Raw genomic sequence first — 25,274 nt, forward strand, 5'->3', positions numbered from 1 at the left:
AAACTCTCTTCTCCCGCCGCCGCCGCGGGCCGCCGCTTCGACTTTCACCATTCCGCCGATTGCTTTTCAAAGGGCATGCTGATGAACGAATTGATCATGGGCGTCGTGCTTGAGACGCTTTGCGCCATACTCGCCGCGTCCTATTTCATCGCCGAATGCGCGATGCAGGAGGCAAAAATCCCCGCCCGCCGCAAGAGGCGGCCCGGCGCCTAGAGCAGGTTCCGAAAAAGTTGACAGACTTTTTCGATGAGAACCTGCTCTAACGTTTTGATTTTGAGCGATTCCTTATCGATCACATGATTCCATGTGATCGGGAAGCGCTCTAGCCGTAAAGCTCAGGCGCGCGCGGCGGCCCACAGCCCGCGCGCGAGATCGTCGACGAGGTCGTCGGCGTCCTCGAGGCCGACCGACAGGCGCAGCAGCCCGTCGCCGATGCCGAGAGACGCGCGCGCTTCCGGCGTCAGCCGCTGATGGGTCGTCGTCGCCGGGTGGGTGATGAGGCTCTTAGCGTCGCCGAGATTGTTCGAAATCTTGACCACTTCCAGCGCATTGGCGAGTCTGAACGCCGCAGCCTTGCCGCCCGCCATACTAAAGCTCACCAGCGTGCCGCCGCCCGACATCTGACGTCGCGCCAGATCGGCCTGCGGGTGATCGGCGCGGAACGGATAAAGCACGCGGCCGACGGCCTTCTCTTCGGCCAGAAAGTCGGCGATTTTGGCCGCGCTCGCGGTCTGCTGCGCGACGCGCAGCGGCAAGGTCTCGAGGCCCTTCAGCATCACCCAGGCGTTGAACGGCGACATCGCCGGACCGGTCTGGCGCAGGAAATTGTGGACGCTCTCTTCGATCAGCGCCTGCGAGGCCAAAATCACCCCGCCAAGACATCGGCCCTGCCCATCGATGTGCTTGGTCGCGGAATAGACGACGACGTCGGCGCCGAAATCGAAGGGCTTTTGCAAGAGCGGCGTGGCGAAGACGTTGTCGACCACGAGCTTCGCGCCGGCCTCATGCGCAATGTCGGCGATCGCCTTGAGGTCATAGACCTCCAGCCCGGGATTGGTCGGGCTTTCCAGGAAGAAGAGCTTCGTCTCAGGCCGGACGGCCGCCTTCCATTGTTCGAGGTCGACGCCGTCGACGAGCGTCGAAGCGATTCCCAATCGCGGCAGGAGGTCCTCGACGACATAGAGGCAGGAGCCGAACAGCGCGCGCGCCGAAACCACATGGTCGCCCGCTTTGAGCTGCGCGAGCAGGCTCGCAGTCACCGCCGCCATGCCGCTCGCCGTGGCGCGGGCCGCTTCCGTACCCTCCAGAAGGCACATGCGCTGCTCGAACATCGCCACGGTCGGGTTGGAAAAGCGCGAATAGATGAAGCCCGGCTCGTCGCCTTTAAAGCGCGCCTCGGCCGCCTCCATCGTCGGATAGGCGAAGCTCTGCGTGAGGTAGAGGGCCTCCGACAATTCTCCGAAGGAAGAGCGCTGCGTCCCGCCATGCACGAGTTGCGTCGCGGGTTTGAGCGGCCTGCGGGGCGGGGCGTCGGCGGACATTCGTTCTCCCTCGGCGCAAGGCGCGCCATTCGCTTGATGCGCGCCGAACGGCGCTGCTACGCAAAAAGCGGGGCTTCCTTAGGGAGACCCGGCCTTTTAGCGCGTTGTTTTTCGTGGCGGCAAGCCGGCCGGCTCAAATAACCACGTGGTCTGCAAAATTGCCGATCGGCCGGACTCTGTCAACAGACAGCCCGGCCGGCCTTGATTGAGGCTGGCAGCGCCGCGAGCGCCGCCCTTTTGTTTTTGCCGCGCTAAGGAACCGGCGGCAGATTGATCGGCGTCACCACGCCCGGCGCTGCGGCGCTCTTCGTCAGCCGGTTCTCGAAGATGTTCTTTGCGATCGCCCGTCCAATTGGGACGCCGCCTACGTTGGACGAATCCGCGAGAATGTCGCTCGGGTTCGCGACGCTTTCGTCAATGCCGTCGAAGCGCCAGTGAACGCCCAGGAAGACGCGGCTCACCGAGTTGTCGAACATCGCTTGCAGCAGCGAGTCATAGTGGCGGCGGTGAAGCGCGCGATACGAGCCATCTTCGTGAATGGCGCGTCCGTCGAGCTCGTCGGATACAAAGTTGAAAGCGAGGGTGTCGGCCGCGGTCGGGGCCACGCCAAAAAACCTTCGGGTCATTTCGAAGCAGGCCGCGCCGAACGTCGCATGCCCGGAAGGATAGGCCGGGAATGGCGGCGTGAAACTGCGCTTTCCGGGCTCATTGGTTCGGGGCGCGCCGAGCGGAAGCCACCAGGGATCACAACGCCGATGAAGGTGATAGGAAACAATGTCTCTGTTGTGCCAGAAGCTATTATCGTATTCGCGTATGCCGAGGATCGGCCGCCACAGCTGATAGCGATACTTCCAGTACCAGGCGGCTATGCCTGCGTCGCCCATCGCGACGTTAATCAACGCCAATAGCCGCGCCGATGCGGCCGCGCGATCCGATCCCGTTACGTTGCGCGCGATGATGTCGCGCACGATTTGGTTGTAGAGCCGCGGAGGCGTGCCGATCTGCGAAGCGCCGTCGTAGGCCCAGTAAAAGCCGACGATCGTCTCGAAGGGCGAGCGCTGGCTGAAAGTGACGCCTGGCGTGCCGGATGTCGGATTTTTGCTTCCCTTAACGCGGACTTCGTCATGCGCGTTATTATATGCGGCAGAGCGCGGCGCGGGGTGCGCGTTCTGGGGTGGGATCGCCGCCGCTGAGAAGAGCTTGACGGCGCCCCATCTCGGGCCGAGCAGCCCCTGAGTGAAATCCGTGGGATCTTCGCGATGCCGCCAATAGGCGTCGATAGGATCGACCCCGCCCGAATCTGACGAACCATCGCTCTTGCGGGAATCCACGATCGCCGCGCCGACCTTGAAGCCGAAGTCGAAAGCGGGATTGCCGGCGCCGAACTGGAATCCCCGCAACATGTCGTCGACAAGCGTGCGGAAATCGGGGTAAAGCGCGGTCATTGTCGCGGCCGCGGCTCCAGAAACGGCGGCGCCTTCATTGTCGGCGCTCCACGGCTGCGGAGCGTGAGGCGCGACATTCGAATACGGGTTGATTGGGCCGGACAGACCGGCGAGCGCCGAGCTTATCGGCGGGCGGCCGGTCAGACCGAAAAACGCGTCATGCATCGCTAGGTGAATGATCGCCAGCGCGCGGGAGCTCGCCGTGGGGCCGCGATTGTTCTTAGCGTTCATCCTGCCCGTGTGATCGCGGCGATTCATCTCCAGAGCGACTGCGTTCCAAAGCATTACGTAATCGCGCATAATGTCCCTCCTGCAATATAGAGATGCACGGCAATCGAGGCCCGTTTGAACGATATTGCGCGCCTCACGCATAGGACGCGTCATTCGAACGAATGAGCGCCAAGCTTTTCGGCTTTTCGATTTGTAGGGTAAGCTCCCGCCAATTTCGCGAAAGACGGCTAGGACAGAATGAACGCGCCCGCCGCGCCCTTCGAAGATCGGGCGAATTCAACTCAAGTCGCGGCTGGCCGCGGCGTGCTTTCCAGCCGGCAGATCCAGGCGATGGCCGACGCCGGTCAGATCCGTCTCGCCGCGCCCTTGACGCATGGGCAGATTCAGCCGGCCAGCCTCGATCTGCGGCTCGGCCCCAAGGCCTATCGCGTGCGCGCCAGTTTTCTGCCGGGAAAGCGGCGCAGCGTCGACGAGCTCCTCGGCGCGCTCAAATATGACGAGATGTCGCTTGAAGGCGACGGCGCCGTGCTGGAGCGCGGTTGCTTCTATGTCGTGCCGCTTTTGGAAAGCTTGGCGCTCGGCGACGCCGTCCTCGGCGCCGCCAATCCGAAAAGCTCTACCGGGCGACTCGATATTTTCACGCGGCTGATCACGGATCGCGGCGACCGCTTCGATGAGGTCGCCCCCGGATATCACGGTCCGCTTTATGCCGAAGTGTCGCCGCGCAGCTTTTCGGTGCGCGTTCGCACCGGCACGCGGTTGAACCAACTGCGTTTTCGCACTTATGCGCAGAGCGAAACGCAGGGCGGGACGCTGGGCGACGCGGCGCTCGCCGAACTGCATCGCACATCGCCGCTCGTCGACGGACCGCTCAATTTGCGCGACGGCGTCGTGCTGCGGGTTGCGCTCGACGCCGACGCGTTCGGGGGAATCATCGGCTATCGCGCGCAGAAGCACACCGACGTGATCGACGTCGATCGCATCGCCGCCTATCGGATCGACGACTATTGGGAGCGTTTGCCGGCGCGTGACGGCCGGCTGATTCTCGATCCAGGCGATTTCTACATCCTCGCCTCGCAAGAGCGCCTCGCCATTCCGCCCGATCTCGCCGCCGAAATGGCGCCGATGGACGCGGCCATCGGCGAGTTCCGGGTGCATTACGCGGGCTTCTTTGATCCCGGCTTCGGCGCCGGGCCCGACGGCCGGCCGGGCGCCCGCGCCGTTCTCGAAGTGCGCTCGCGCGAAGTGCCCTTCATCCTCGAAGACGGCCAGTTCATCGGCCGCCTGGTCTATGAACGCATGGCCGAAACCCCAAAGGCGCTTTACGGCCAAAGCGGGGTATCGAACTACCAGGGGCAGGGGCTCAAGCTCTCGAAACATTTCATGGCGGACTGACCGTAGAGCCGCGAAAATTTAGGCAGGTGTCTGAGATGCAGATTTCGATGGCGTCGCTCTTCGCCGCGCTCGTAATGGCCTGCGCGCCCGCGCTCGCCGCGGAGCGCGTTACGGTCGATAATTTCAAGCGGGCGGAAACCGACTATTACATGCAGTCGAGGGCGGACGCCGGCTGCTTCGCGAAGCTCTGCAGCGAACGCGGACCGATGCCGGTCGACAAGCAAGCCGTCATTCGCCTCAATCGCGATACGCCCTATAGCAGCGGCGTATTCGACCTGACCTCGCCGGTGACGATCGTTCTGCCTGACGTAGGCAAGCGCTATCAATCGCTCGTCGTCATCAACGAGGATCATTATATCAAGCTCGTCGCCTACAAGCCAGGCCGCTACAAACTCACCCGCGACAAGATCGGCACGCGATACGCCGTGGTCATCGTTCGCACCTTCATGGATCCCAATGATCCGGCGGACATTGCTGCCGGCCACAAGGCGCAGGACGAGATCAAAGTCATCCAGGCCAACCCCGGCAAGCTCCAGCTGCCGGATTGGGATCAGGCCCAGCGCGAGAAGCTGCATGACGCGCTGCTGGCTCTCACGCCCTTCGTCGGCGACAGCCGCCGCGCCTTTGGCGACGAGAAGGAGGTCGATCCGGTTCGCCATCTCATCACGACAGCGGCGGGCTGGGGCGGCAATCGCGAACAGGACGCGCTCTATCTCAGCGTCACCCCGAAAGAGAACGATGGGAAGACGCCGTATACGCTGAACGTCGGAGACGTGCCGGTCGAGGGCTTCTGGTCGGTCACCGTCTACAACGCAAAAGGCTTCTACGAAGCGCCGGAAAACGCGATCTCGGTGAATAATATCACCGCACGCAAGGACAAGGATGGGAAAGTCACGATTCATTTCGGCGGCGATCCCAACGCGCCGAACTATCTCCGCATTATGCCGGGGTGGAATTACACCGTCCGCCTCTACAGGCCGCGCGCGGAAGCGCTGAACGGCAAGTGGAAGTTTCCCGAGGCGACGGTCAGCAAATAGCCGGTTTCTGAACTTGGACGTCAAAGCGGAGCGAATTCATGCGTAAGGCATTTCTTTTAGCCGCGCTCTTCGCGCTCTCGCTCGCGACGTCCGTGGCCGCTGAAGAGATCGGCGCGTCGAGCGCGAAGTTCTGGTCGGTTCCGCAAGTCGACGCGCTGCCTTACGACGCGCATAGCCGGCTGATCCGCCACGGGCGCGATCTCATCACCGCGACCTATTCCCATATCGGTCCGGACATGCCCGACCCCGCGCAGCGTTACGCTGGGAACAATCTCGCCTGCGGCAACTGTCATCTCGACGCCGGCGTGAAGAAATTCGGTCTGCCGATTTTCGGATTGGCCGAGGATTTCCCCGCTTATAGCGCGCGCATCGGCGCGCAGATCACGCTGCAGGAGCGCATCAATTCCTGCATGACGCGCAGCATGAACGGCCGCCCGCTGCCGGCGTCATCCCCGCCGATGCGCGCCATCGTCGCCTATATTCAGTTTCTGTCGTCTGGCGTGCGCAAGGGCGAGAAGCTCTCGGGACTCGGCGCGGGGACGATGCCGGAACTCGATCGCGCCGCGGATCCCGCGCGCGGGCGCGACATCTATCAAGCGCGCTGCATCGGCTGCCACAACGTCGACGGCGCCGGCGTGCAGAACAGCCTGCCGGGGCTGGGCGCCGGCTACGCCTTTCCGCCGCTCTGGGGCTCGGACAGTTTCAACGACGGCGCCGGCATGGCGCGGCTGATCACGGCGGCGAACTTCATCCATTCCAACATGCCGGACGGCGTCGATTATCTGCATCCGCGGCTCTCGCCGGAAGAGGCCTGGGACGTCGCGGCGCTGATGATCTCGAAACCGAGGCCGCAGCGCGCGGGGTTAGACAAGGATTTTCCCGACCTTTTGAAAAAGCCGATCGACGCGCCTTACGGCCCCTATGCCGACGGCTTCTCCGAAGAGCAGCACAAATACGGGCCTTACGGGCCGATTCGCGCAAAGCTGAAGGAAATCGAGAAGGACAAGCGCGACGTAAGGAATCCGAATGTGAAGTGATGCGGGGAGGAACGCTTTTACCTCACCCTAATGCTGAGGAGGCTCCAAAGGAGCCGTCTCGAAGCACGAGGGTGAGGTAAAATTTGCGCCCTAAGGGCTTTCCTCGTCCTTCGAGACGCGCCTCCGGCGCTCCTCAGGATGAGGAAGCCCTTCTGGCCTCTAGCCAGCACTGAAGCCGCGCCGTTGAAACCGGCGCCCGGCCGCGTTACACAAGGGAGCGCGCGGGCGTAGTTCAGAGGTAGAACGTCAGCTTCCCAAGCTGAATGTCGTGGGTTCGATTCCCATCGCCCGCTCCAATTTCGCGAGCATTGACAATCGTTTAACGCCCTACCGCTGATCTACACGTTCCCCGCGTTCCCCAAGACGTTCCCCATTAGCCGTTCGGTTTGCGTTCCGCACGATGCGCGGAGCGCAGTTGCGCGACGCGGCGGGATTTGCCGATCGTCCCGCGCACATATCGAATCGTCGTCGAGGCCTGCGAATGCGCCGCCTGCGCCCTGATGTCGTCGAGATCGGCGCCGGCCTCGTCGCCCTCGGAAATGCCGCCGGCGCGAGCGTCCATGTTCCAGACGGCGCGAGGCACGCCCGCCGCGTCGGCGATGACGCGCCACTCACGCGAATATGCATGCTCGGCATAGGGCCGGCCGGCCTCTTCGTCGATTATGAGCGGCCCGATGCGCTTATCTGCCGGGATCATTCCGATGACCTTCATGACGAGAGGGCAGAGCTTCAGGTCATGCGCCGCGATCGCGCCCGTCTTCGTCGTGACCTTGTAGATTTCGAAGTCTTTCGAAATATCCGACCACGTCAGGCCGTTCACCCAGCGCCGGCCGCGCAGCACAATACCCGAGGGTTCATCGCCGTCTTTGAGCGGCTCCCATTCGCCGATCACGTCGCGCTGGCGCAGCGTCGTCTCGAATTGGAAAGCCGTGCCGAGCGCGAGCGACAGACGCCCGCGCTTGATCGCAACGGGAATGAATGCTTCCACGTGCTCCAGCATAAGCCGCACGCGGCGCTGCGCCGGCTGTTCGAACGAGGTCTCGCGAAGGATAGAGGCGAGCCGCGCACATTCCGGAAGTTCGGCAGCGACGCCGTAGGAGACGAGCCGGCGCAGCATCGAAATGACCCCGTGCGCCTTGCGGATGCGTTCTCTGCCGCCAGAGGTCTTGGGCTTGCGCGCCGCATCATACCATCTGCGGAAATCCTTCAAGCCGATGCAGGAAAGCGCGCGATCTCCGAACGCATTTTCGATTGTTTCGAGCACATGGTCGTAAGTGCGCTGTGTGTTCCACTTCAGCCGCCCATATGGGCTAGCTTCGTCGCGCTGATATTGGCGCGAGAGGCCCTTGACCGTGCCGTCAAATGGCGGTGCCGTATCCTTGCGTCCGGATGCCCATTCGAGCATCTCCGCTTGGAACTTCATGCACGCCGACGAGATCAGCTGATGCTGTTCGAGGTCCCGCCAGTCGTAGTGCAGGGGAACCGTTTTCGGCTTGTAGCCGGCCTTGGCCAGGTCAGCACGCGCAACCCAATAGAGCCGCGCGCGACCGTCTTTATTCAGCCTTCGCTTGAGGCCAGGGAACTCATAGCGCATCGAGGTTTTCCTTCCCGTCTGGTTGAGACGGCTCGATGCTATGCAGGCCGTAGCGGCGACGCCAGTAGGCTTCGACGGCCGGCCAATACCGACCGCCCATGAGCGGATCGATGCGAGGAAGCCCGTCGCGCTCGAGGATCACGGCCTTTGCAGCCCATTCCACGGCCGTCTGAGAAAGACGGCGCGCAATCTCACATTCGGAAGGGAAAAGCCCTTGCGTCCGCACGCGTGCGCGCCGCTCGCCGTCCCTTGCCGATCTGGAACTTTCCGCAACCGTCATCGCTCATGTCCGTTTAGAGTTTCCCGTGCGCCCCGCCGCTACATCCGCGGTCGAGGCGCACGGGGTTGCGGCCATAGGAGATTGACGGCTTTTCAACGCGACGCGCGCCGGGGAGTCCGATCTCCATTCCCGTTTTTGGACTGGCCGCTGAAGCCCTCATGAGACCTCCCCGATTGCGACGACGCGGGTTTTTTCCCGCGCCTGCGATGAGTTAATCAGGTGCGGCGCGCCTGGTGCAGCGCCTGCGGCATGGTGCAGACCGGCAACGGATAGGAATAGACCTCGACGTTGGCCCAAGCGCCGCGATCCTTGTCGACGACGATGCGCGAATAAAACTCTTTCCCGAGCTGCCCGAGATCTTCGAAGCTCTCGCCCGGGGACATCGCCCAGCGGAAAATGCCGGCACCGACGGGGAAGAATTTACACTTATCGGTCCCGACCGACAGCGTCGTTCCATCGTCGGTGCCGCGATAGTTGATGAAATCGACGTTCCCGTAATTAAAGGTCGAATAGACGCCGCCGAGACCGTTGCGCAGCCACGCGCCCGACTGGTCGGAGCGGTTCTGATAGGTGGCGATGATCTCCGGATGGCTCGTCAGATCGTCCCAGAACGCGTCACCACACAGGCCGACGATACGCTGCGGCTCGCCGACGCCCTTGAGGCCCTTGAGAATGGAGCGAGAGACCTCGTTGCATTTCTTGCGCACCGCGCCACTCGCAGGCGAGCCGTTGTCAAGATCAAAGTCCACCTCGGCCGGGATCGACTGGCCGAATTCCGTCGCCCAATCATAGATCGTCGAGCCGTCGGCGTCTTTCACATGGCCGAGCACCGCGCCCATGCGCAAATTCTCCAGTGTCAGACCCAAATTCCGTTTGAGCTTAAACTGGCGACGCGCAACTTCGGTTGCGAGTTGTTTTACCTCAGTCTCTGACCCAAATTCGCGAACGGCAAAAAGCGCGGAAGCTTGGATCACCGAAACGTCGGCGAGTCGCACCGTCTTGAACGAACGCGCGGCGCGCTGGTCGCCGCTCGTATAATGCGGCACGCCGCCGCGCGGCGAGGTCTGCAAAACGACTGCGCCGGTCGCGCGCTCTTCGATCCAAATATCTTCGGTGCGAACCGGGTCCATCTCGAACAGTCCGGGGATCGAGCCCAGCAGGCGCGGCACATGGTCGAGCTTGTCGACTGCAGCAGTCAGCGAGGTCGCGGAAAAGGCGTCCTCGTTAAAAACGTCCATCGTGATCATAGGAGAACCTTTCCTGCGATAGTCTGTTAGCGAATGACGCCGCGCTCTAGGCGCGGCCGAATTCTCGATTGACGGTGGCGATGGCGTGCGCCCAGAGGTCATCCTTGGCCGCCGCTTGATGCGGAGCCGGACCGCCACCTGGGCCGAGATCGGCGCGGCGCTGTTGCGCCATCGCCATTTGAAGCGGCGACATCTTTGTCGACTGACCGTCGTCGATCATTTTGGCGAGATCGGCCGCCAGCGCGATCGATGCGCCCTTGCTGAGCGCTTCGCCGAACGCCTGCGCCCGCTTGCTGTCGGGGAAGAGCGCGAGGACCGCCCCAGAAAGTTCTTGCGGCGTCGTTTCAAGGCGCGGCTCCCCGCCGCTGGCGACGCTCGGCGAACGCTTGAGATCAGCTTGCGACATAGTCGCTCCTTTCATAAATTTGCGGCCCATGCCGCTGCTTTGAAGTTCTTCGGCAATGTCGACAAACGTCCCAACGTCGTCGGCAAGTCCGATCTCTACGGCTTCAGCGCCGAGACAGGTCCGCGCTTCCGTGGCGCGGATCGCATCTTCGGTGAGGTTGCTGCGGCCGCGCGCCACCGTCGCGACGAACATCGCGTAGAGCTGATCGACTTCAGCCTGGAGATCAGCGCGCGTGTCTTCCGGCAATGGCTCGAAAGGATTGCCGTCGACTTTGTGGCCGCCCGCATAAATGAGCGTCGGCACGACGCCCATCTTTTCTAGCCGTTTCGACTGATCGAGATGGAGAACGACGACGCCGATCGAGCCGGAGACGCCGGAAGGCGTGGTGATGATGCGCGATGCGCCGGACGCCATCGCATAGGCCGCTGACGCCGCAAGCGCGTTCACGATGGCGACGACAGGCTTTTCCTGCGCGACCGCATGAACGAAATCTGCGAGCTCGAATGCGCCGCCCGCTTCGCCGCCGGGGCTATCGAGATCGAGCATGATCGTTTTGACATCCGGGTCGGCGGCGGCGGCAGCAAATTGCGCCGTCACGCCTTCGTAGGAAGTCAGCCCCGACGCCGCGCCGATATAGGCGCCGCGATTGACGAGCGAGCCCTCGACGGTGATCAGCGCCACGCCTTTGCGAAAGCGATAGCGCGTTTGAATATAGCTGTCGCCGTAAGCGTTCTTGACGCGAGGTCCGCGCGGCTCGCCGTCGAAGCGATCGAGCATCTGCGAATGCGTCTCACGCTCGAACTGGGCTTCTGCTCTCGCGTTTTCCACGTCGACGAGCGGCGCGACGCCCGTCATGTGCTCGGAAATCACCGAGCTAATGACCATCGCTTTGCGCGGATGCATCAACAGCGGCTCATTAAAAGCCTGGAGCGCGATACGGGCGAGGTTGTGCTTCATGGCCGCGCAGCCGCCAATCCGAGAACCGCGCGCACGTCGCCATCGGCGCGACGATCGAAGGTCCGTCCGACCGCCTCTGCGGCTGAGATGATCGCTTCCTCCCGAGACTCGGCGGCGAAGAGTTCCGCAGCGAGATCCGTGCGCATCCTCTTTCGCGTGGTAGCGTCGAGCGCTCTGGAGTCGTCGGCGACTTCGTCGATCTCACGCTCGACGGCGGCGATGAGCCGATCCTTAAGCAACCAGCACAGCAAACCTCCGACGTCGATCGCCGCGCCAGTCTTTTCGACGATGGTGGGGAAACGAAAGTCTTCTCCATGTTCGACGGCGACGCGGACATTGGGGTGCGCCGCGAGCGCTTCGATCTTCGCACGGGCGCGCGCCTTCACGACGCCGGACGGATGAGGCGCGCGTTCGACTTGCGCGATGCGCTCGAGGAGATCGCGTATCTGAGCGCGCGTCTTCGCGAGTTCCGTATCGAACTTATCGGCCGAAAGTTTTAGGTCGAGTGGCGCGGCCGCGGCAGGCGCAGCCGAGAGGCTCGCGAGAAATTCCGTCAATCGGCGATCGAGAGCGGCCAACACGTTGCGGCGCTCGGCGTGCGCGACGGTGCGCTCCTCCAGCCTGTTGCGCGCTTCGACAAGCTCTCGTATCTCCGCTTCGAGCTCAACGGCGTAAGGCTCCCTTTCGCTGTGCGACAGACCGTCATGCGCGCCGTTCAGGAAGTTGTTTCGAAGAGCGGTTTTGCTTTGGATTTTTTCTCGCAGGTCATTCGCCCGCGCGGCCAAATCGCGCGCGATTGCGTTGGCCTCTGCGCACTGAGTTTTGATCGCGAAATACTTGCAGCGAGAGCGCTCGGGCAGCAAACGGGAACGATCGCCTCGCGGAAGCGGGCCGGGGGTTTCCGGTTCGCGAGATGCGTCGTCTTGTCGATGATCCGCGTTGCCGGCGGCAACCTGGCTCATTTCAGCGCTCCTGAAGAAAGGTTGGAGGGGGATATTGCCTGCAAATTTACTCATTGCATGAGACCCCGATCAGACGTCGATCCACGTCTCGCAATGTGGCGGTCATGTTGATGTAAACACCGCCTGCATCGGTTGAATCCAGAACACCAATTGCGCCTTTTTGGCCACATTCGATAATTGTGCGGCCACGCGCTAAATCCCTCTCCTGCGCAAAAATGAAATACGGCTGAAGAGTATCTCGATGGTGGTATGGTAGGGGAGCAGCGTAAATGGACGTGGCAACTTCGGCGAGCCTGTCAGAGTGGACATCCTGAATCGAACGCTGATCTTTTCGAGGGCGTCCATCTAAGAAGTCTGGCCCGAGCCATTGAATCTCGGCATCAACAAGAATTGCGTAGTTGAGGGCACCTGCGCTCCATGCCAGTTTTCCGGTCAACTTCGATAGTCGCGCCAGTAAGGCGATTTGATAAACATCGATGAGAGGGAAAGCGCGCGCTTTCCCCCGTCCCGCTGACTTCGACGCGAAAAGGAGATCGCTTCGCATGTAGTTTGTGAAGGCGTCGTAAGTGATGTCGGCGCCGGCCACGAGTTGCGCGGTCGTCCAACTCGCCTTGTCCAAACGTGAGAGGTAGTCGTCGTCCACCGAGATTCCATCCCCTGTGACGCAACAGAGGTTATGATAAGTTCACGTCTGTGTCAACACAGACGTTGCGGCATATCCTTCGCCCAGCGCCCGAGCCGCCGAAACGCAAAACCTAGAGCCTTCGTCGTAAATCCTCGGGAAGCAGCCGTTCGGCAAGCGTGTCGAGAGCATGCGCGACGCGCATAACCCACAGCGCCAAGCCAACGCGCACGATACGAACCCAAAGGCGACGAGTCGCGGTATGATCGGGCGCGGTCATTCCGCGAACTGCACGCCGAAACCGTGCTGCTCCATGACGCCGTCCATGTCGCCGCAGCCCGATCTCTCCGCGTCGTCGTGTTCGCGATCGTCGGCGCCGATATTTTGCTCGCGCTCATCGTCATAGCCGCGCAGCGCCATTTCAGGATGGCCGCGCCCGTGACCTGTCCAGCCGAGTGAAGGCTCGTCTTCGACGATCGCATCGGTCACGCGAGGCGCAGCCCAGGCGTGTTGCTGATTGACGGCCGTCGTCGCGCCGAGCGCCGATTCGCCGGAGCCGTCATCTTCGAGCAGATCGCTATCGTCCTCCCGATCGTCGCCAGCGCCTTGCGCCCAGTGCGCCTGGTCCGGAAAGTAGAAGGTGCCAGGCGCGCCGAGGCTCGGCTCGTTGTCGCCCACGTCCTCTGCCGGCGCGTCGTCTTCGGGCGGGTCGGCATCTTCGAAATCTCCGTCCCCATCGATTTGATCGAGCAGCGCGACCAGCGCGTCGACAGCGGCGGCAATGCGCCGGCGCATGTCAGGGCGATATTCAACGAAGAGAGGGGCGGCGTCGGCGATCTCAAAGGGCATAGGCTTTCTCCAGGCAAGACGGGAGCATTCGCCGAGATAGGGTCTCGGCGTTGCGGTGCTTGAGGGCGCTTGCTATAGTGCGCATAGAAAGTGCGATATGGCACAAACTATGTCAACATTAAAAGTGCAACAGGGATCTTTTTATGCTAACTCAGGCGCAATGCCGAGCTGCTCGAGCTCTAATCGACTGGTCCCGGGAGCAGCTGGCTGATGCCTCCAAGGTCGGACTGCGAACGATCGTCGACTTCGAGCGAAGCGCACGCGATCCGCGTGAAGTGACCAAGGACGCGCTTCGCCGCGCGCTCGAGGCGGCCGGCGTGGAATTCATCGAGCGAAATGGCGGCGGTCCCGGCGTTCGCCTTCGTGAGACGGAGCAATCCGCGCCGACCATCCCCATCGAGGATCTGAGCGCCGAAAACGATGAATAGACCTGAGGCGAGTTCACCGAAGAGAACGGCGGCGGTCCCGCGTGCGGCAGATAAGGGATAGAAGGTATTTGAGTGGTGACCGGGAAAGTAGAAAACACCGCATCCGATCGCGATCGACTTATTGCCGGGCTTGAGGCAAGTCTGATAATCTGGAACGAATGGAGAAGCTCGAGGACTCTACTGACCGAATCTCCTCCCGACGCCAGCGTCTTAGCTCCGGTCGTCGCTGCTATTAATGACTGCGAATCATTTAAACGCGTTGAGGGTACGTCGCTATTCAGCCGAAACTCTGGAATAGGCCTCTACGCTGAACCTCTTTCTCTGCGAATTTTCCTCCGCGCCGTTCGAACTTCCAATTTTGAGGCAGCAGACTGGCTCACTCGCCTCTTGGAGACTCGTTCTGCCAATTTCCGTTTCGTGGCCGCGATCTGGGGCCTTTCTATCGAAGAGGAGGTAGAGATCGCACCGGGATTGATGCTTCTACCCTTTGATCATTTGCCCGATAGCGAAGTGAAACGGTGGCTTGTCGGTAGAGCAATCCCTTGGCCTCTTCATGCTTGGTACTCTACAGGCTTCTTCGGCCGGCCGGGCGCGGCGCTAGTGAGGACAGTGACTAATTTTCCGTATGTCGGTAATCTAGAAGAGGCAATGCGGTGTATAGAAAAACTTGAAGAGGACTTAAGAGCTCCACTTTATTTTCTGCAAGCCGCCGTAGCTGGTCAACCGTTGGCCGTAGGGGCGTGGTTCGAATACGAAGATCCGGATCTTGAACTGGGCGAACGCGTTGGGTCTTTCTCATGGTTCCTCCCGGAAGTCGTGCCGAGTATCACGCAGCTTGTCACTGTCGATACGGTTTCATTGAAGAGAGAAGCCGATTTGTTGCGGGATCTTGTGCCCGACGTGCGCAGCAAGCTTTTGCGCTCAATGGAAAGATTTGTCTTGAGCCAATGCCGACGCAATGCTGGAGATCGCGCCCTGGATCTTGTTCTCGCTTTTGAAACTGCTGTAAGCGGCGGGAAAGGCGACAATTCGCCTGTGAACTGGAGGATCGCTGTAAGAACCGCTCAAATGTTAGGGGGAACGTTAGAGCAACGCAAGGAGACGCGGCGCGTAGTTTCCCAGCTCGGGGGCTTTCGCAACGGCATCGTGCATGGAGGCGCCCTTAAAGCCCATGAGCAAAAAGAACTCGAAGAGAATCTGCTTCGAAGCTCGCTTATCTATCGTCAGTTGCTCAGAAGTTTTTTGTCGCTTGGCACTGCACCCGATTGGTCGGCATTAGAGCTACAGCCAACTAGCGATAAAGACTTATCCTTATAGAGCGGCTCAGCGTTGAACTTCATTGAACGGCGACGGTCTGGCGTGGGGCTCAAGAAAAGGAACGACTTGCTTTAAGGCTGGTCGGAATTACCAATGCAAGAAGGGCTTCATGGCAATTAGCGTCGAAGGAAAAATCGGCATCTTCCTCGGTCTATTTGGGCTGCTGGGAACGGGGGCAATTATGATAGCCCCTCAGCATACGGAAATTGGATGGGGCCTGATTGCTTTCTCGGCAATAGGTTTCGCGACATTATGGGCGCATCACATTGGGGCTAGACAAAAAATGCTCGCGGCTACAGGCATGGTTTTTTTTGGGGTTGGCTTCTTTTTGTGCCTCGCTTGGTATTTTTTACTGCCCGTTAGCAGCTCCATCGCTATCGGGAGTTTGATTTACGTAACCGGAACGATGGAAATACACCATAAAATCACTAACAATTACACCTTTGGCCGCATGACGTTCGATATCCGCAATAATACAGACACACTTTTGTTCTACACAGCAAAGCTATTTGGAAACATAAACGGGGTCGAAGTCAACAAAGATAGAGAAGAATTTTCGGGATACATTCACCCACGTGCGACTCAAAGATTGCTTTCATCGATGGCAAATGACATTAAGCCGATTAAGTCTGATTCAGCGCATGATCCAACGTTTGTAGGCGTGCTGCGTTATGAAATAAAATATAAGGGTGTCGATGAAAGGGACTTTGTGCGAGAGACCGCACAAACTCTTACTTACAATTCTTGGGTAACATTCACTGGTAAACCTAATATTCAAGTCGATAAGTTAACGGTGCTATTTTCGGACAGCATGGAAAAGTGAATTCCTCGTCCATCCCTCATTTTGGTCATGAGGTCGGCGGAGACTCGACGATTCGCGGCAGCGCATGGCGCGGCGCGTCGCCTTTGGCTACTGTTGTCATTCAATTTTTCCCTAACGCGATTCGTCGGTCTTGTCGTCGTCCAGGTCGGCGTCGATAAATTCCGGCTCAGCGGCGGCAAAGCTGGCGACGTCGTCGGCAAAAGCCTCGACAAAGGCGTCGAACTCGACGCGCTGGCGAAGGCCGCAGACGAAGAGCGCAAGTCTCTCATCGCGCGCGCCAAGGCCGGGGAGAATGTATCAGCCCGCGAGCCTCTGAGCGACGCCCGCGCTGTTAAGGCCGCGATCGTCAGCGTCTGGACATTAAAAGCTCGCGACGCAAGGGCCGCGCTTGGCCGCCTCTCAGGCGTAGACGTTCAGCGCCGCCTCCCACGTCCTGCTTTAGGGGCGCACTGAAAGCGATCACGTCAGGTTGTTTGATCAGCTGAGCTATTCCAACAGAGTCGCCATTGCGGTCACGCAAAGGCAGTTTGTCGCCAGGCGCCAAGCCTTGGTCCAACAAATCCGCGGCGGCGGCGATTAGAATATTGGCGAGTTCCTGGTTGCGCGAGATTGAATCCCCGCTAAGCGCTGCGGTGCTACAGTCGATCGTGACTTGAAATTGCATAAGGCCAGCCTCCTAATACTTCAGATATCGCAATACGCTCAGCGACAAGGGCGAGCACCGTAAATTACCTTTCTTCGAAACGACTTACAATCGATTATCCCACCATATCACCCGCGAGACGCGGGGTCGTGCGGTCGTCGTTATTCCATTCAATTTTTCCTTCCGAGATTGTCGTCGTCCAGGTCGTCGTCGATAAATTCCGGCTCAGCGGCGGCAAGCTCGGCGAATTCTGCGGCGAGCCGAGCGCGGATCTTGCGGATTTCGGCGCGCAGCAGATGCGTCACGTCGCGGGCCGGAAGCTGCCACTTCGCGGCGATCGCCGCAGCGAGGTCGGGGACGCGGCCCTCAAATGAGGCGACGAGCTGCGCTGCAGCGCGTTTGGTTTCGTCGCGGGCCTCGGCGGCGAGGATGTAGACTCCGCGCGATAGGCGGTCCTGCTCCTTCGCTCGCGAAGTTGCGAGCTGCGCCTGGAGGAGCTTCTCCCGCTTGATTTGGTCTTCGACCGACGGATCAAAGGGCTGCGCCGGAGGCCGAGCGGATGACGGTGGCGGGGAAGGGCCATGTGGCGTCGCCGGCGCGTCGTCGAGCTTCGTCGAGATGCCATTGAGCCCGAATCGCTGACTTGGATCCAGGCGTTCCTTGAGTTGAGCCATCGCGACATCAAATTTGATCCGCGCGCCGCGGCCCTCACCGACCAAGGCGTCGCCGCTGATCTTGCCGCGAGAGATCCAATTCGCCACGCAGCTCGGCGTGACGTTGCACGCCCCCGCGAAATCTGACTTCGACACGATCTTCTCGCCCATTTTCGCCCTTACACCCTTGTAAATTCACGTGAACTTCACGCTTTCAAGTCGACTGTGACTGCCGGAATCCCGGGGTGTGGCACCCCGCAGGCAGAGGGGGCCTAGGAAGGACCCGCGCGAGGATGGACTTCGCAGGCCGACAAATTTGCGCAGCCCGGTGGCCACTCGCTCGGGCGACAGAGTCCACGAGACGCGCGCCCTAGCGTTCGGCGTTCGTGGCCGTGCCAAGCTCTAAGCTGCGGCGAGTCGGGATGAAGCCACCATGACCCATCCGGCAGGCGATCGGCCTTCGGCTTCCACCATGATCCGCTTGGTGGGCGATCGGGCTCAACAGGCCTGTTGGCCGGCGTTCGTTTGAGCTCTTCCCAACCCTTCGCCCTGATCCAGCTTCGCGCATCTGGCAAGCCACTACGCCCGCCCGCTCGCCATGCCTTCACGAAGGTGCGCGCGCAGCGGATCGCCGCTTCGCGCTCTTCAAGTGTCAGCTCGGCGAAGGCCGCCTCCGCAGCTGCGCGTCGGTATGGAACAGGATCGAACGGCCACGCAGCTGAAAAACGCTCCCATGCTTCCGCCGCCCTAGCTGCCTCTGATGGTTGTGAGAGCATCATGCTCGCCTCCTCCACCTTGTTTCAGGAGGCCCTGAACCTCTCCACTGCTCTTTTTCGCCAGACCTATTTTTTAAATGTGTGCTCTTGGTCGGGCTCACCGAAGTTTCATCGAGACGCAAATTTTTTTCTGCAAACGGATTGGACCCTGTCCTTAACGGGCGATGAGCCGCCGGCCCGCGCTTGATCCACATCAGCCATTCGGCCGACGCGATATGCACGATGTTGGTGAGGTTCTTCCGGCCTGGCTGCGGGCGCTCGGTCACTTTGATGTGCCCAAGCCTTCGCGCCTCATGCAGAGTCGTCTGCACGGTCGTGCGAGAGACCCCGGCGAGCGCGGCTATCTTGTCGATCGCCAGATCACAGAGGCCGTGGTGCTTCACCTCGCCGGCGAGGATGCACAACACCGCGCGCTGCCCTTCGGTGTAGTGGCAGCGGAGATTCGGCGGCATGACGGCCGAGCCGCCGAGCGTGCGCCGACGCTCGCGCGACGCTTGGTGATCGTGCGACCTGGCGCGCTGGCGCGGCACGAAGCGGCTGACGAGCTTCGCGACCCCGCGTCCACCTACGCCGCGTCTCCCGCAAGCGAGCGGTCGCCGGCGCTCGGCGAAGGACTGCAGAAAGTCGGCGTCGCCCTCGTCGATCGCGCCATGCACGACGCCTTGCCACACCTGGCTGACGAGCCGGTCAAGATCGTCGGACCCGGCTGCGGCGCCGATGACGATATAGAGGGCGGCCGCCGCCTCGCTGGCGAACGTCCGCGACTTTGCATCGCAAGCGCCAAACTGCGGCGATTGCTCTTTTGGGGCGAAAGCGTTCATCACGCGCCCTCCCCAAGGAAGGTGAGCAGCGACGCGACGTCCGCCCCAAAAGCGCCGCTGGCGTCATCGCGCCATCGGCCGGTAAATCGGTTGATCTTCAGCGCGGGCCACTTCCGCGCGAGCGTGGCGCGGCTCGGCAATAGCCGTGGATCAAATATGGTAACTGGCGGCGACAGTTCTGTGTCGGGCGCGGAACCAGCGCCGCGATCGGCGATCAAACTTTCGTGATGCAAGTTTGAAATCACCGTGACGCTGCGTGATCGTGATCCGGAAGAGACCTTCGGCCAATCTGCCGGAGGTCTTTCAGTGGCACGCGACTCGATCAAGCTAGCGTGTGGACAGCCCGATTTTGCGATTGCACAAAGGCCGTCGCGGACGTAGTCTGAATCCCGAAAGTTCGCTGCTTTCACCTCTGTTTTGCCGCCGCGCTGGGATCCGACCCCCTGCGCGGCGGTTTGCTTTTTACCTACTTTCAATTTCGCCTCCTGTTGCAGGAGGGAAACGAGAGGTAGTTAGATCAGCGGCTTATGCGGGCTTCCCAAGCTGAATGTCGTGGGTTCGATTCCCATCGCCCGCTCCAATCCAGCGCGCTGAGAAAAGCAGATCGGATGGCGCGACGCCTGCGCAGAAGCTCTACGCCCGGCCGGCGGTGCGCCGCCAGAGAGGGTCAGGCAGCGAGAGCTGCGCTGCTCATGCGACAATCGACAACCAGCTCCGACCCATAAACGCTGCCGCGGCCCGTCACGATAAGATGTCGTAGCTCTCTCTTGAGGATGCATTCTGAGCACGGGCACTTCTCGATCGAAGCCAAGGCAGTCGAGATTCCTGCTCGAATAAGAGTCGCTCCGTTAGGATCACTCACCTGAATAAAGGCTCCCTCCGAGCTGGCCATACGAAGAGCTAGGGCTTCGACGGAAGGCCAAATGGCTTGGCCTTCCGGCAGCAATACGATCTCAGCCGCCGATTTTGCATGTCCCAGTTCCACAATCTCAAGAACGTACTTACGCATTTCGGAAGCCTTATTCCCTCGGGCGCCTGCAGTCTGCTGAGGGCCTCCGGGGCAAAAAGCATGTAAATATGACAAGGAAGCATCAGCGGAGCTCTCGGAACGCGCAGAGTGGCTTCCCGTTGCGCTGCGGCGCCAGACTTTTTTAACTTCGTGAGATGAAAGGCTTCGCGGTTAAAAAGCGCATCAGCTTGACGACCGCGTCTTCGCTATCTCTCGCTACGAGACAAGTTAGGACGCGGGCGTGGTGATGGATGCAATGAGCGGATCTCGAGTTGCGACAGAAAGTGCGATTCGCGGAAGACCAAGCGCGGCGCGGAAGCGCTGAAGCGTGCGGACCGTGTAAGGCTCCATATCGTCTACGGAGCCCGCTATGTATTCCACAACGTCTATCGCCTCCTGGCGTCGGCGTTCGGGTATGAGATCCGGCAGTGTCTCTATGGCGCGATCGGGTTCGAACTCGGCGATGATTGATTGCTCTCGGATGAGCGCGGCGCGGCGCTCCGTCCCAAGCGAGGCGAAAGGCTCGTCGTTGGTTAGAACGTGCGCCGATCGTTGGAGCCGATCGCGGCGGACGGAGCCACGCGCCTCGGCAAGAAGAATCAGCATCCGGATGACGGCTTCCTCGAAGCCTCCGCGATCAATGCCCACTAGAATGGCTTGCACCTCGGGCAGCCATCGAAGATCCTTCGGATCCTTGCGCGTCCGCTCGAAAGCATGGGGAGCGCCGATCCAAGTCATCAAGGGTGAGCCGTAGGTCGAAAGAAAGATCGCTTCATAGGCCGCGTCGCGGAAGTCGCGCATAACATCTATGGTCTGCAACACGCTCGAGGCCCACCACCGCTCAAGTGCGAGGAACGGATGGCTCGGATCCAAAGGTTCGCGATTCTTCGAAATGCGCGCTGCAATTTCACAAACCGGCTGCATTAGGGGATTTTGATCGGTGAAAATGAGGCGCTGAGCCCGGGCGGGATGCGTCGACTTGATCATTTTAGCGGTAAACGGCGTCACCATCGTTTGCACGAACGGACGCAAGAAGAGATCATAAAGCTCGACGCTCAATTCGGATAGGCGCGCAACGGCAGCAAAGCCAATTTCTTCAGAACGGTCTTCGTCATCAAACGCGAGCACGTCGCTAATCGTGCGCTCCTCGAAGCTCACGAGGAAATGCGCATCCAATCCTTCGCCAATCTGCTCGTCGATCTTCATCTCATAGAGGCCGGGGGACAGAGCCTCGATGGTTTTCATCGTGGAGGCGACTTCCGAGTGCTCCTTTTTGGCGATCGTGGAGGAGACGAAAATGCCAAGATGTCCGGTGGTCTCGTGCACCATGTAGATGATGCGCTGGCCGCGAATCTTAATCTCATGCTCGTCCGCATAGGTGTCGACGATCCAGTTGAGCGCCTGCTGGGGAGGAGTGATGTTGTCGCCCCGGCTGGTGAAAACAATGATTGGCGATCTGATCGCCTTAATGTCGAGCTGGCGCCCTCGCTCGATTCGCGCCTCTCCGCGCGAGAGACGATTTCCTATGAAAAGCTGTTCGACGATCCACCGGATTTCGGGCTCATTCATGAAATGCAATCCGCCCCACCAGCGCTCGAATTCCAGAAATGTGGCGCGATCACGATCGATATTTGCAAAGAGGTCGTAATATTTGCTGAAATAGTTGCGGCCAGGATTGAGCATTTCGAAATTAGTAACAAGATGCGCGCCGTCGAATTCTCCATATCCCAAGTCTGCGAGAACTAAGGTAGGCAAGGTTCCTCCAAAAAGCCCGCCAAGGTAGCGCATCGGGTTCTCGCCGATCCTGCCCGACCAGAAGGCCAGCGGCGCGCCATTGATGACCAATGGTCCGATGATGTCCGGATTTGCGGCCGCAAGGATCATCGTCGCCCAGCCGCCCTGACAATTGCCTACGATAATCGGCTTGGGGGCTTCAGGGTGGCGCCGACGTATTTCGCTCACAAACGCCGCCTCGGCTCGCATGACGTCAGCGAGCGTTTGGTTCGGCTCGGGATGGGGACGAAAGACCAAAAAATAGACCGGATGGCCGTCGCGGAGGGCGACGCCGACCTGGCTATCAGACTTGAAGCCGCCGATTCCGGCGCCGTGGCCGGCCCGCGGGTCAATGATCAGATAGGGGCGCTTCCAGTTCAAGCTTTCGACGCCCTTGGGAGGAATGATCCTCAAGAGGAGGTAATTCACCGGCCGCGGCAGATTGCGGCCGTCTACGACCACCTCGTTGTCATAGATGAGAGCAGGGGGCATGCCGGCGGCTTCGTGAGCGATGTCGTTGTTTCCCCTCTCGCGAAGCGTATCTAGCGTCAGCACAGTCCGTCGCCCGGCGTCGACGGCGTAATCATACGCGGCTCGATAAAGATCGCCCGCCTCTCGGCGCTTACTCAATTCGGTCTGTATCGCCTTCGCCTCTTCCCACAGCTGCTCTAGGCGCCGGCCGTGGTCGCTCGCCATCTTCTCCATTCGCCGAGCATAGCCGGTCATGACGCGCTGCTGCGCTGTCGCAGCGACTTTCTGATCCTCGACTGAGCGTTTTGGAGCGTTCTGTAGACTGAAAAGCGGCGTCATCGCCCAAGTTCTCCTGCAGGGGGACGAAGGGCCAACGCAGCAGTCGTAGAGGCGGTGCGGATTGGCGTTCCAATAGCCATTCCGAACTCCGGGGGCTCGACTACAGATTCAAGTCACATGCTTGATCTTCGGCCCTGACGACACAGAGACTGCGCCCTTCGCGGAAAGCCACGTTCTGCTCCAAAAGGCTGTAAAACCCCTCGTTCGCAAATTTCATTGTTGCGGCCCTAAGTGACAAACCGGTGACTCCGGCCCACTGGGACGGCGGATAGCGAGCGCGACCGCTTGGCGCGAGACATCATGAACCGCCTTCCTTCAAAATTAGCTGTCCCACTCTATCGGCAACCGGGTCTGCGACTGGCGCGGGAATTGAAGACCCTCGGCGTCCTGTCTCGATTACAGGCGAATGAAATTCGTAATTGTCTCAATCGCTTCACCGAAAGTCTTGGTTCAGCGACGCATCTTAGAATCCAAATTTGCTTAACTGTCACATTGCCTTTGCGCATTTGTCGGAAGGCGCGAATATCGATGATCGGTCAGCCGCTGCATTGACGGAGGCGGGCGGCGGAGGAAGATTATGCTCCAAGGCAAGACAGCGGTTGTGACCGGCTCGACGAGCGGCATCGGACTGGCGATTGTGCGCGCCTATGCCGAAAAAGGCGCGAACGTCGTCATCAACGGCTTCGGCATGGCCGACGAAATCGAATACAAACGCAAGGGCATTGAGGAGGAGTTCGCCGTCAAGGCGCTCTACTCTCCGGCGGACATGTCTGCGCCGGCGCAGATTGCGCAGATGATCGCCGAGGCTGAACGCGCCTTTGGTTCGGTCGACGTTCTTGTCAACAACGCCGGGATCCAGCACGTCGAGCCTATCGAGCATTTTCCGATTGCGAAGTGGGACGCGATCATCGCCATCAACCTGTCATCAGCGTTTCATGCGATCCGAGCTGCTGCGCCTGGAATGAAAACCCGCCAGTGGGGGCGGATCATAAACACCGCTTCCGCTCATGCGACCATCGCGTCTCCTTTCAAATCCGCTTATGTCGCCGCGAAGCATGGCGTCGCCGGCTTGACCAAAACCGCCGCTCTCGAATTTGCGCGCGACCACATCACCGTCAACGCCATCGCGCCGGGCTATGTCTGGACGCCGCTCGTCGAGCATCAAATTCCAGAGACAATGGCGGCGCGGAACATGACTCGCGAACAAGTTATCCACGACGTTCTTCTTAAGGCTCAGCCGACCAAGGAGTTTGTCACGTCGGAACAGGTCGCCGCGCTCGCCGTCTTTCTTGCTTCCGAGGACGCTCAATCAATCACGGGAGCAATTCTGGCCATGGACGGCGGCTGGACAGCGCATTAGAAGGCCGGCGCGGTCGACAAAGAGAAAGCAAGCGGAGGCGACTGTCGAATTTGCAGCCGACATTCGTCTTCGCAGCAGTCTGTTGCTCACAGGCTGATGCGCACGGCCACAATCGCCTGCCAGTTTCGAAACAATTGAGGGCCATTGAGATTTTGATAAATCGGCATGCCCGCCTCAATTGCGAAAGTGGCCCGATCCAATCCGAGAAGGCTTCCGGCGATCGTCGCCCCGCCATAAAGCTCGACGCGCTGCCCGCCGTAAAAGAAGGGGTTGGCCGACTGCGATTTGCCGTCGATTTTCGGATCGAACCCGCGAATAGGGCCTCGGGTCGTGCCGGTCACGCGCAGCGTCGTCGTCAATTCCGGGATCCATGAATATCCGATCCAGCCGTGGAGGTCGTGAAGATCGCCGTAACGGTAGCCCTCCGGATTTGACGCCAAGGGCCAGCGTCCGCGATAGGCGATTCCCCATGAGTAGGGTCCGATCACGCCGCCATAGGTGAAGCCGGGAAGAAAATCATAGGTCCCCGTGCCGGGCTGCATCGAATAGAAGGCGCGCACTGTCCCATAGGCGCCGTCGCTGAGAAGCAGCCTGAACTGGGATTCATTGCTCCCTGTCGGAAACGTCAGTCCAAGCGAGATGAGAACGCGATGAACCTCGTCGCGATAGATGCGTAAGACCGCTGCGGCTTCGAGATCCGTGACGCCCGCGACCGTGGCGTAGCTTTGACCGAGAAAACGCGTTCCGCTCGGCGCGGCGTAGGTCAGCGCGGCGACTCTTTTTTCCACTGCGCCCGCCGCCAGGACGATCCCGAAATTTTCCGCCACGCCGTAACTGAAGGAGATTGACTGGATGGTCGCGAAGACGCTCGAGGGGACCAGCCGGACGGGTTTCCTGGGGTCGAAAAACCATGGCGTGGTCGAAACAATATATTCCGGCGATACGATTTTTGTCCCGATTCTTGAATTGGCGAGCCCCGTGAAGACGCCGGAAAACCCCACCGAAAATTTGCCGACCGCGGCGATATCGGAGCCGAATACGCCAAGCGGAGCCGGCGGCGCCTTTTGCTTGGTTGGCGTCGGCGATACGTCTGGAACTCCGCCGCTGCCGCCCGCCTCTTGCGCAAGGGCGGTCGTGCTGAACAGCAACCCCATTACGGTCAACATTTTTCCGGGGAAACACATCTCGTCACCGCCGGGAACTCGACAACCCTCGGATCAGTGCAGTACGCGCTGACCCTGTAGCGCGTCTGGCATAA

Annotated in this window: 23 protein-coding genes, 1 tRNA gene and 1 riboswitch; of the genes, 10 read left to right on the plus strand and 14 right to left on the minus strand. The window is 60.4% G+C overall.

Annotated elements, in window-relative coordinates:
- Positions 1 to 81 precede the first annotated feature (81 nt).
- A complete protein-coding gene (locus tag EHO51_RS21210) occupies positions 82 to 213 on the plus strand; it encodes a hypothetical protein (RefSeq protein ID WP_281024508.1) in 132 nt (43 codons plus the stop codon).
- Between the two features lie 122 nt (positions 214 to 335).
- Here EHO51_RS21210 and EHO51_RS05775 read toward each other — a convergent pair whose 3' ends face one another.
- Both EHO51_RS05775 and EHO51_RS05780 read right to left on the minus strand, forming a co-directional pair.
- Complete coding sequence (locus tag EHO51_RS05775) at positions 336 to 1,541, minus strand: O-succinylhomoserine sulfhydrylase (protein WP_124738092.1); 1,206 nt, start codon at positions 1,539 to 1,541, stop codon at positions 336 to 338.
- Between the two features lie 76 nt (positions 1,542 to 1,617).
- Positions 1,618 to 1,696: riboswitch (SAM riboswitch) on the minus strand.
- Between the two features lie 96 nt (positions 1,697 to 1,792).
- On the minus strand, positions 1,793 to 3,286 hold the full coding sequence (locus tag EHO51_RS05780; protein ID WP_124738093.1) for a vanadium-dependent haloperoxidase: 1,494 nt from the start codon (positions 3,284 to 3,286) through the stop codon (positions 1,793 to 1,795).
- A 168-nt stretch (positions 3,287 to 3,454) separates the two neighbouring features.
- Between EHO51_RS05780 and EHO51_RS05785 the strand changes: the two genes are divergently transcribed.
- From EHO51_RS05785 to EHO51_RS05800, 4 genes are all read left to right on the plus strand, one after another.
- Positions 3,455 to 4,612 carry a 2'-deoxycytidine 5'-triphosphate deaminase gene (locus EHO51_RS05785; protein ID WP_124738094.1) on the plus strand — a complete coding sequence of 386 codons (1,158 nt, stop codon included), beginning with the start codon at positions 3,455 to 3,457 and terminating at the stop codon, positions 4,610 to 4,612.
- Between the two features lie 35 nt (positions 4,613 to 4,647).
- Entirely contained in the window at positions 4,648 to 5,649 is a 1,002-nt protein-coding gene (locus EHO51_RS05790) for a DUF1214 domain-containing protein (protein ID WP_124738095.1), read from the plus strand.
- Positions 5,650 to 5,687: 38 nt separating this feature from the next.
- A complete protein-coding gene (locus tag EHO51_RS05795; protein WP_124738096.1) occupies positions 5,688 to 6,686 on the plus strand; it encodes a c-type cytochrome in 999 nt (332 codons plus the stop codon).
- A 221-nt stretch (positions 6,687 to 6,907) separates the two neighbouring features.
- Positions 6,908 to 6,982, plus strand: a tRNA-Gly gene (locus EHO51_RS05800).
- Positions 6,983 to 7,059: 77 nt separating this feature from the next.
- Here the strand turns inward: EHO51_RS05800 and EHO51_RS05805 are convergent.
- The 7 genes from EHO51_RS05805 to EHO51_RS05835 all read right to left on the minus strand — a co-directional run bounded on the left by EHO51_RS05805 (position 7,060) and on the right by EHO51_RS05835 (position 13,603).
- Entirely contained in the window at positions 7,060 to 8,280 is a 1,221-nt protein-coding gene (locus tag EHO51_RS05805; RefSeq protein WP_124738097.1) for an integrase, read from the minus strand.
- Positions 8,270 to 8,560 (minus strand): hypothetical protein, encoded by a 291-nt coding sequence (locus EHO51_RS05810; RefSeq protein WP_124738098.1) that lies wholly within the window; start codon positions 8,558 to 8,560, stop codon positions 8,270 to 8,272. Before EHO51_RS05810 ends, EHO51_RS05805 begins: the two co-directional genes overlap by 11 nt.
- A gap of 215 nt (positions 8,561 to 8,775) precedes the next feature.
- On the minus strand, positions 8,776 to 9,798 hold the full coding sequence (locus EHO51_RS05815; protein ID WP_245434767.1) for a major capsid protein: 1,023 nt from the start codon (positions 9,796 to 9,798) through the stop codon (positions 8,776 to 8,778).
- 55 nt (positions 9,799 to 9,853) lie between these two features.
- The gene (locus EHO51_RS05820; RefSeq protein ID WP_245434768.1) at positions 9,854 to 11,170 is read right to left on the minus strand and encodes a S49 family peptidase; all 1,317 of its coding nucleotides are present in this window, start codon (positions 11,168 to 11,170) and stop codon (positions 9,854 to 9,856) included.
- Complete coding sequence (locus tag EHO51_RS05825) at positions 11,167 to 12,132, minus strand: hypothetical protein (RefSeq protein ID WP_124738100.1); 966 nt, start codon at positions 12,130 to 12,132, stop codon at positions 11,167 to 11,169. The genes EHO51_RS05820 and EHO51_RS05825 overlap by 4 nt, the downstream gene beginning before the upstream one ends.
- Positions 12,133 to 12,178: 46 nt before the next feature.
- Entirely contained in the window at positions 12,179 to 12,775 is a 597-nt protein-coding gene (locus tag EHO51_RS05830; protein WP_124738101.1) for a hypothetical protein, read from the minus strand.
- A 255-nt stretch (positions 12,776 to 13,030) separates the two neighbouring features.
- Entirely contained in the window at positions 13,031 to 13,603 is a 573-nt protein-coding gene (locus tag EHO51_RS05835) for a hypothetical protein (protein ID WP_124738102.1), read from the minus strand.
- A 143-nt stretch (positions 13,604 to 13,746) separates the two neighbouring features.
- On the opposite strand from EHO51_RS05835, the gene EHO51_RS05840 reads away from it, so the two are divergent.
- The 4 genes from EHO51_RS05840 (at position 13,747) to EHO51_RS20485 (ending at position 16,624) form a co-directional block, all read left to right on the plus strand.
- Positions 13,747 to 14,031, plus strand: a complete 285-nt coding sequence (locus EHO51_RS05840) for a helix-turn-helix domain-containing protein (RefSeq protein WP_124738103.1) — start codon at positions 13,747 to 13,749, stop codon at positions 14,029 to 14,031.
- 387 nt (positions 14,032 to 14,418) lie between these two features.
- Complete coding sequence (locus tag EHO51_RS05845) at positions 14,419 to 15,348, plus strand: HEPN domain-containing protein (RefSeq protein WP_124738104.1); 930 nt, start codon at positions 14,419 to 14,421, stop codon at positions 15,346 to 15,348.
- A 109-nt stretch (positions 15,349 to 15,457) separates the two neighbouring features.
- Positions 15,458 to 16,171, plus strand: coding sequence for a hypothetical protein (locus EHO51_RS05850; protein ID WP_124738105.1), 714 nt, complete (start codon positions 15,458 to 15,460; stop codon positions 16,169 to 16,171).
- Between the two features lie 93 nt (positions 16,172 to 16,264).
- Entirely contained in the window at positions 16,265 to 16,624 is a 360-nt protein-coding gene (locus tag EHO51_RS20485; RefSeq protein ID WP_164479353.1) for a hypothetical protein, read from the plus strand.
- A gap of 360 nt (positions 16,625 to 16,984) precedes the next feature.
- On the opposite strand, the gene EHO51_RS05860 is transcribed toward EHO51_RS20485, so the two are convergent.
- The 4 genes from EHO51_RS05860 to EHO51_RS05875 form a co-directional block, all read right to left on the minus strand.
- Positions 16,985 to 17,638 carry a hypothetical protein gene (locus tag EHO51_RS05860; RefSeq protein ID WP_124738107.1) on the minus strand — a complete coding sequence of 218 codons (654 nt, stop codon included), beginning with the start codon at positions 17,636 to 17,638 and terminating at the stop codon, positions 16,985 to 16,987.
- 604 nt (positions 17,639 to 18,242) lie between these two features.
- Complete coding sequence (locus EHO51_RS05865; protein ID WP_124738108.1) at positions 18,243 to 19,064, minus strand: hypothetical protein; 822 nt, start codon at positions 19,062 to 19,064, stop codon at positions 18,243 to 18,245.
- A complete protein-coding gene (locus EHO51_RS05870) occupies positions 19,064 to 19,540 on the minus strand; it encodes a hypothetical protein (RefSeq protein WP_124738109.1) in 477 nt (158 codons plus the stop codon). Before EHO51_RS05870 ends, EHO51_RS05865 begins: the two co-directional genes overlap by 1 nt.
- A gap of 761 nt (positions 19,541 to 20,301) precedes the next feature.
- Positions 20,302 to 22,656 carry a DUF3141 domain-containing protein gene (locus EHO51_RS05875; RefSeq protein WP_124738110.1) on the minus strand — a complete coding sequence of 785 codons (2,355 nt, stop codon included), beginning with the start codon at positions 22,654 to 22,656 and terminating at the stop codon, positions 20,302 to 20,304.
- A 577-nt stretch (positions 22,657 to 23,233) separates the two neighbouring features.
- Between EHO51_RS05875 and EHO51_RS05880 the strand changes: the two genes are divergently transcribed.
- Positions 23,234 to 24,016 (plus strand): 3-hydroxybutyrate dehydrogenase, encoded by a 783-nt coding sequence (locus EHO51_RS05880; protein ID WP_124738111.1) that lies wholly within the window; start codon positions 23,234 to 23,236, stop codon positions 24,014 to 24,016.
- 86 nt (positions 24,017 to 24,102) lie between these two features.
- Here the strand turns inward: EHO51_RS05880 and EHO51_RS05885 are convergent, their stop codons facing one another.
- Positions 24,103 to 25,182, minus strand: a complete 1,080-nt coding sequence (locus tag EHO51_RS05885; protein WP_245434769.1) for an alpha-amylase — start codon at positions 25,180 to 25,182, stop codon at positions 24,103 to 24,105.
- Positions 25,183 to 25,274: the final 92 nt, after the last annotated feature.

It is taken from the genome of Methylocystis rosea, assembly GCF_003855495.1.
Lineage (GTDB): Bacteria > Pseudomonadota > Alphaproteobacteria > Rhizobiales > Beijerinckiaceae > Methylocystis > Methylocystis rosea_A.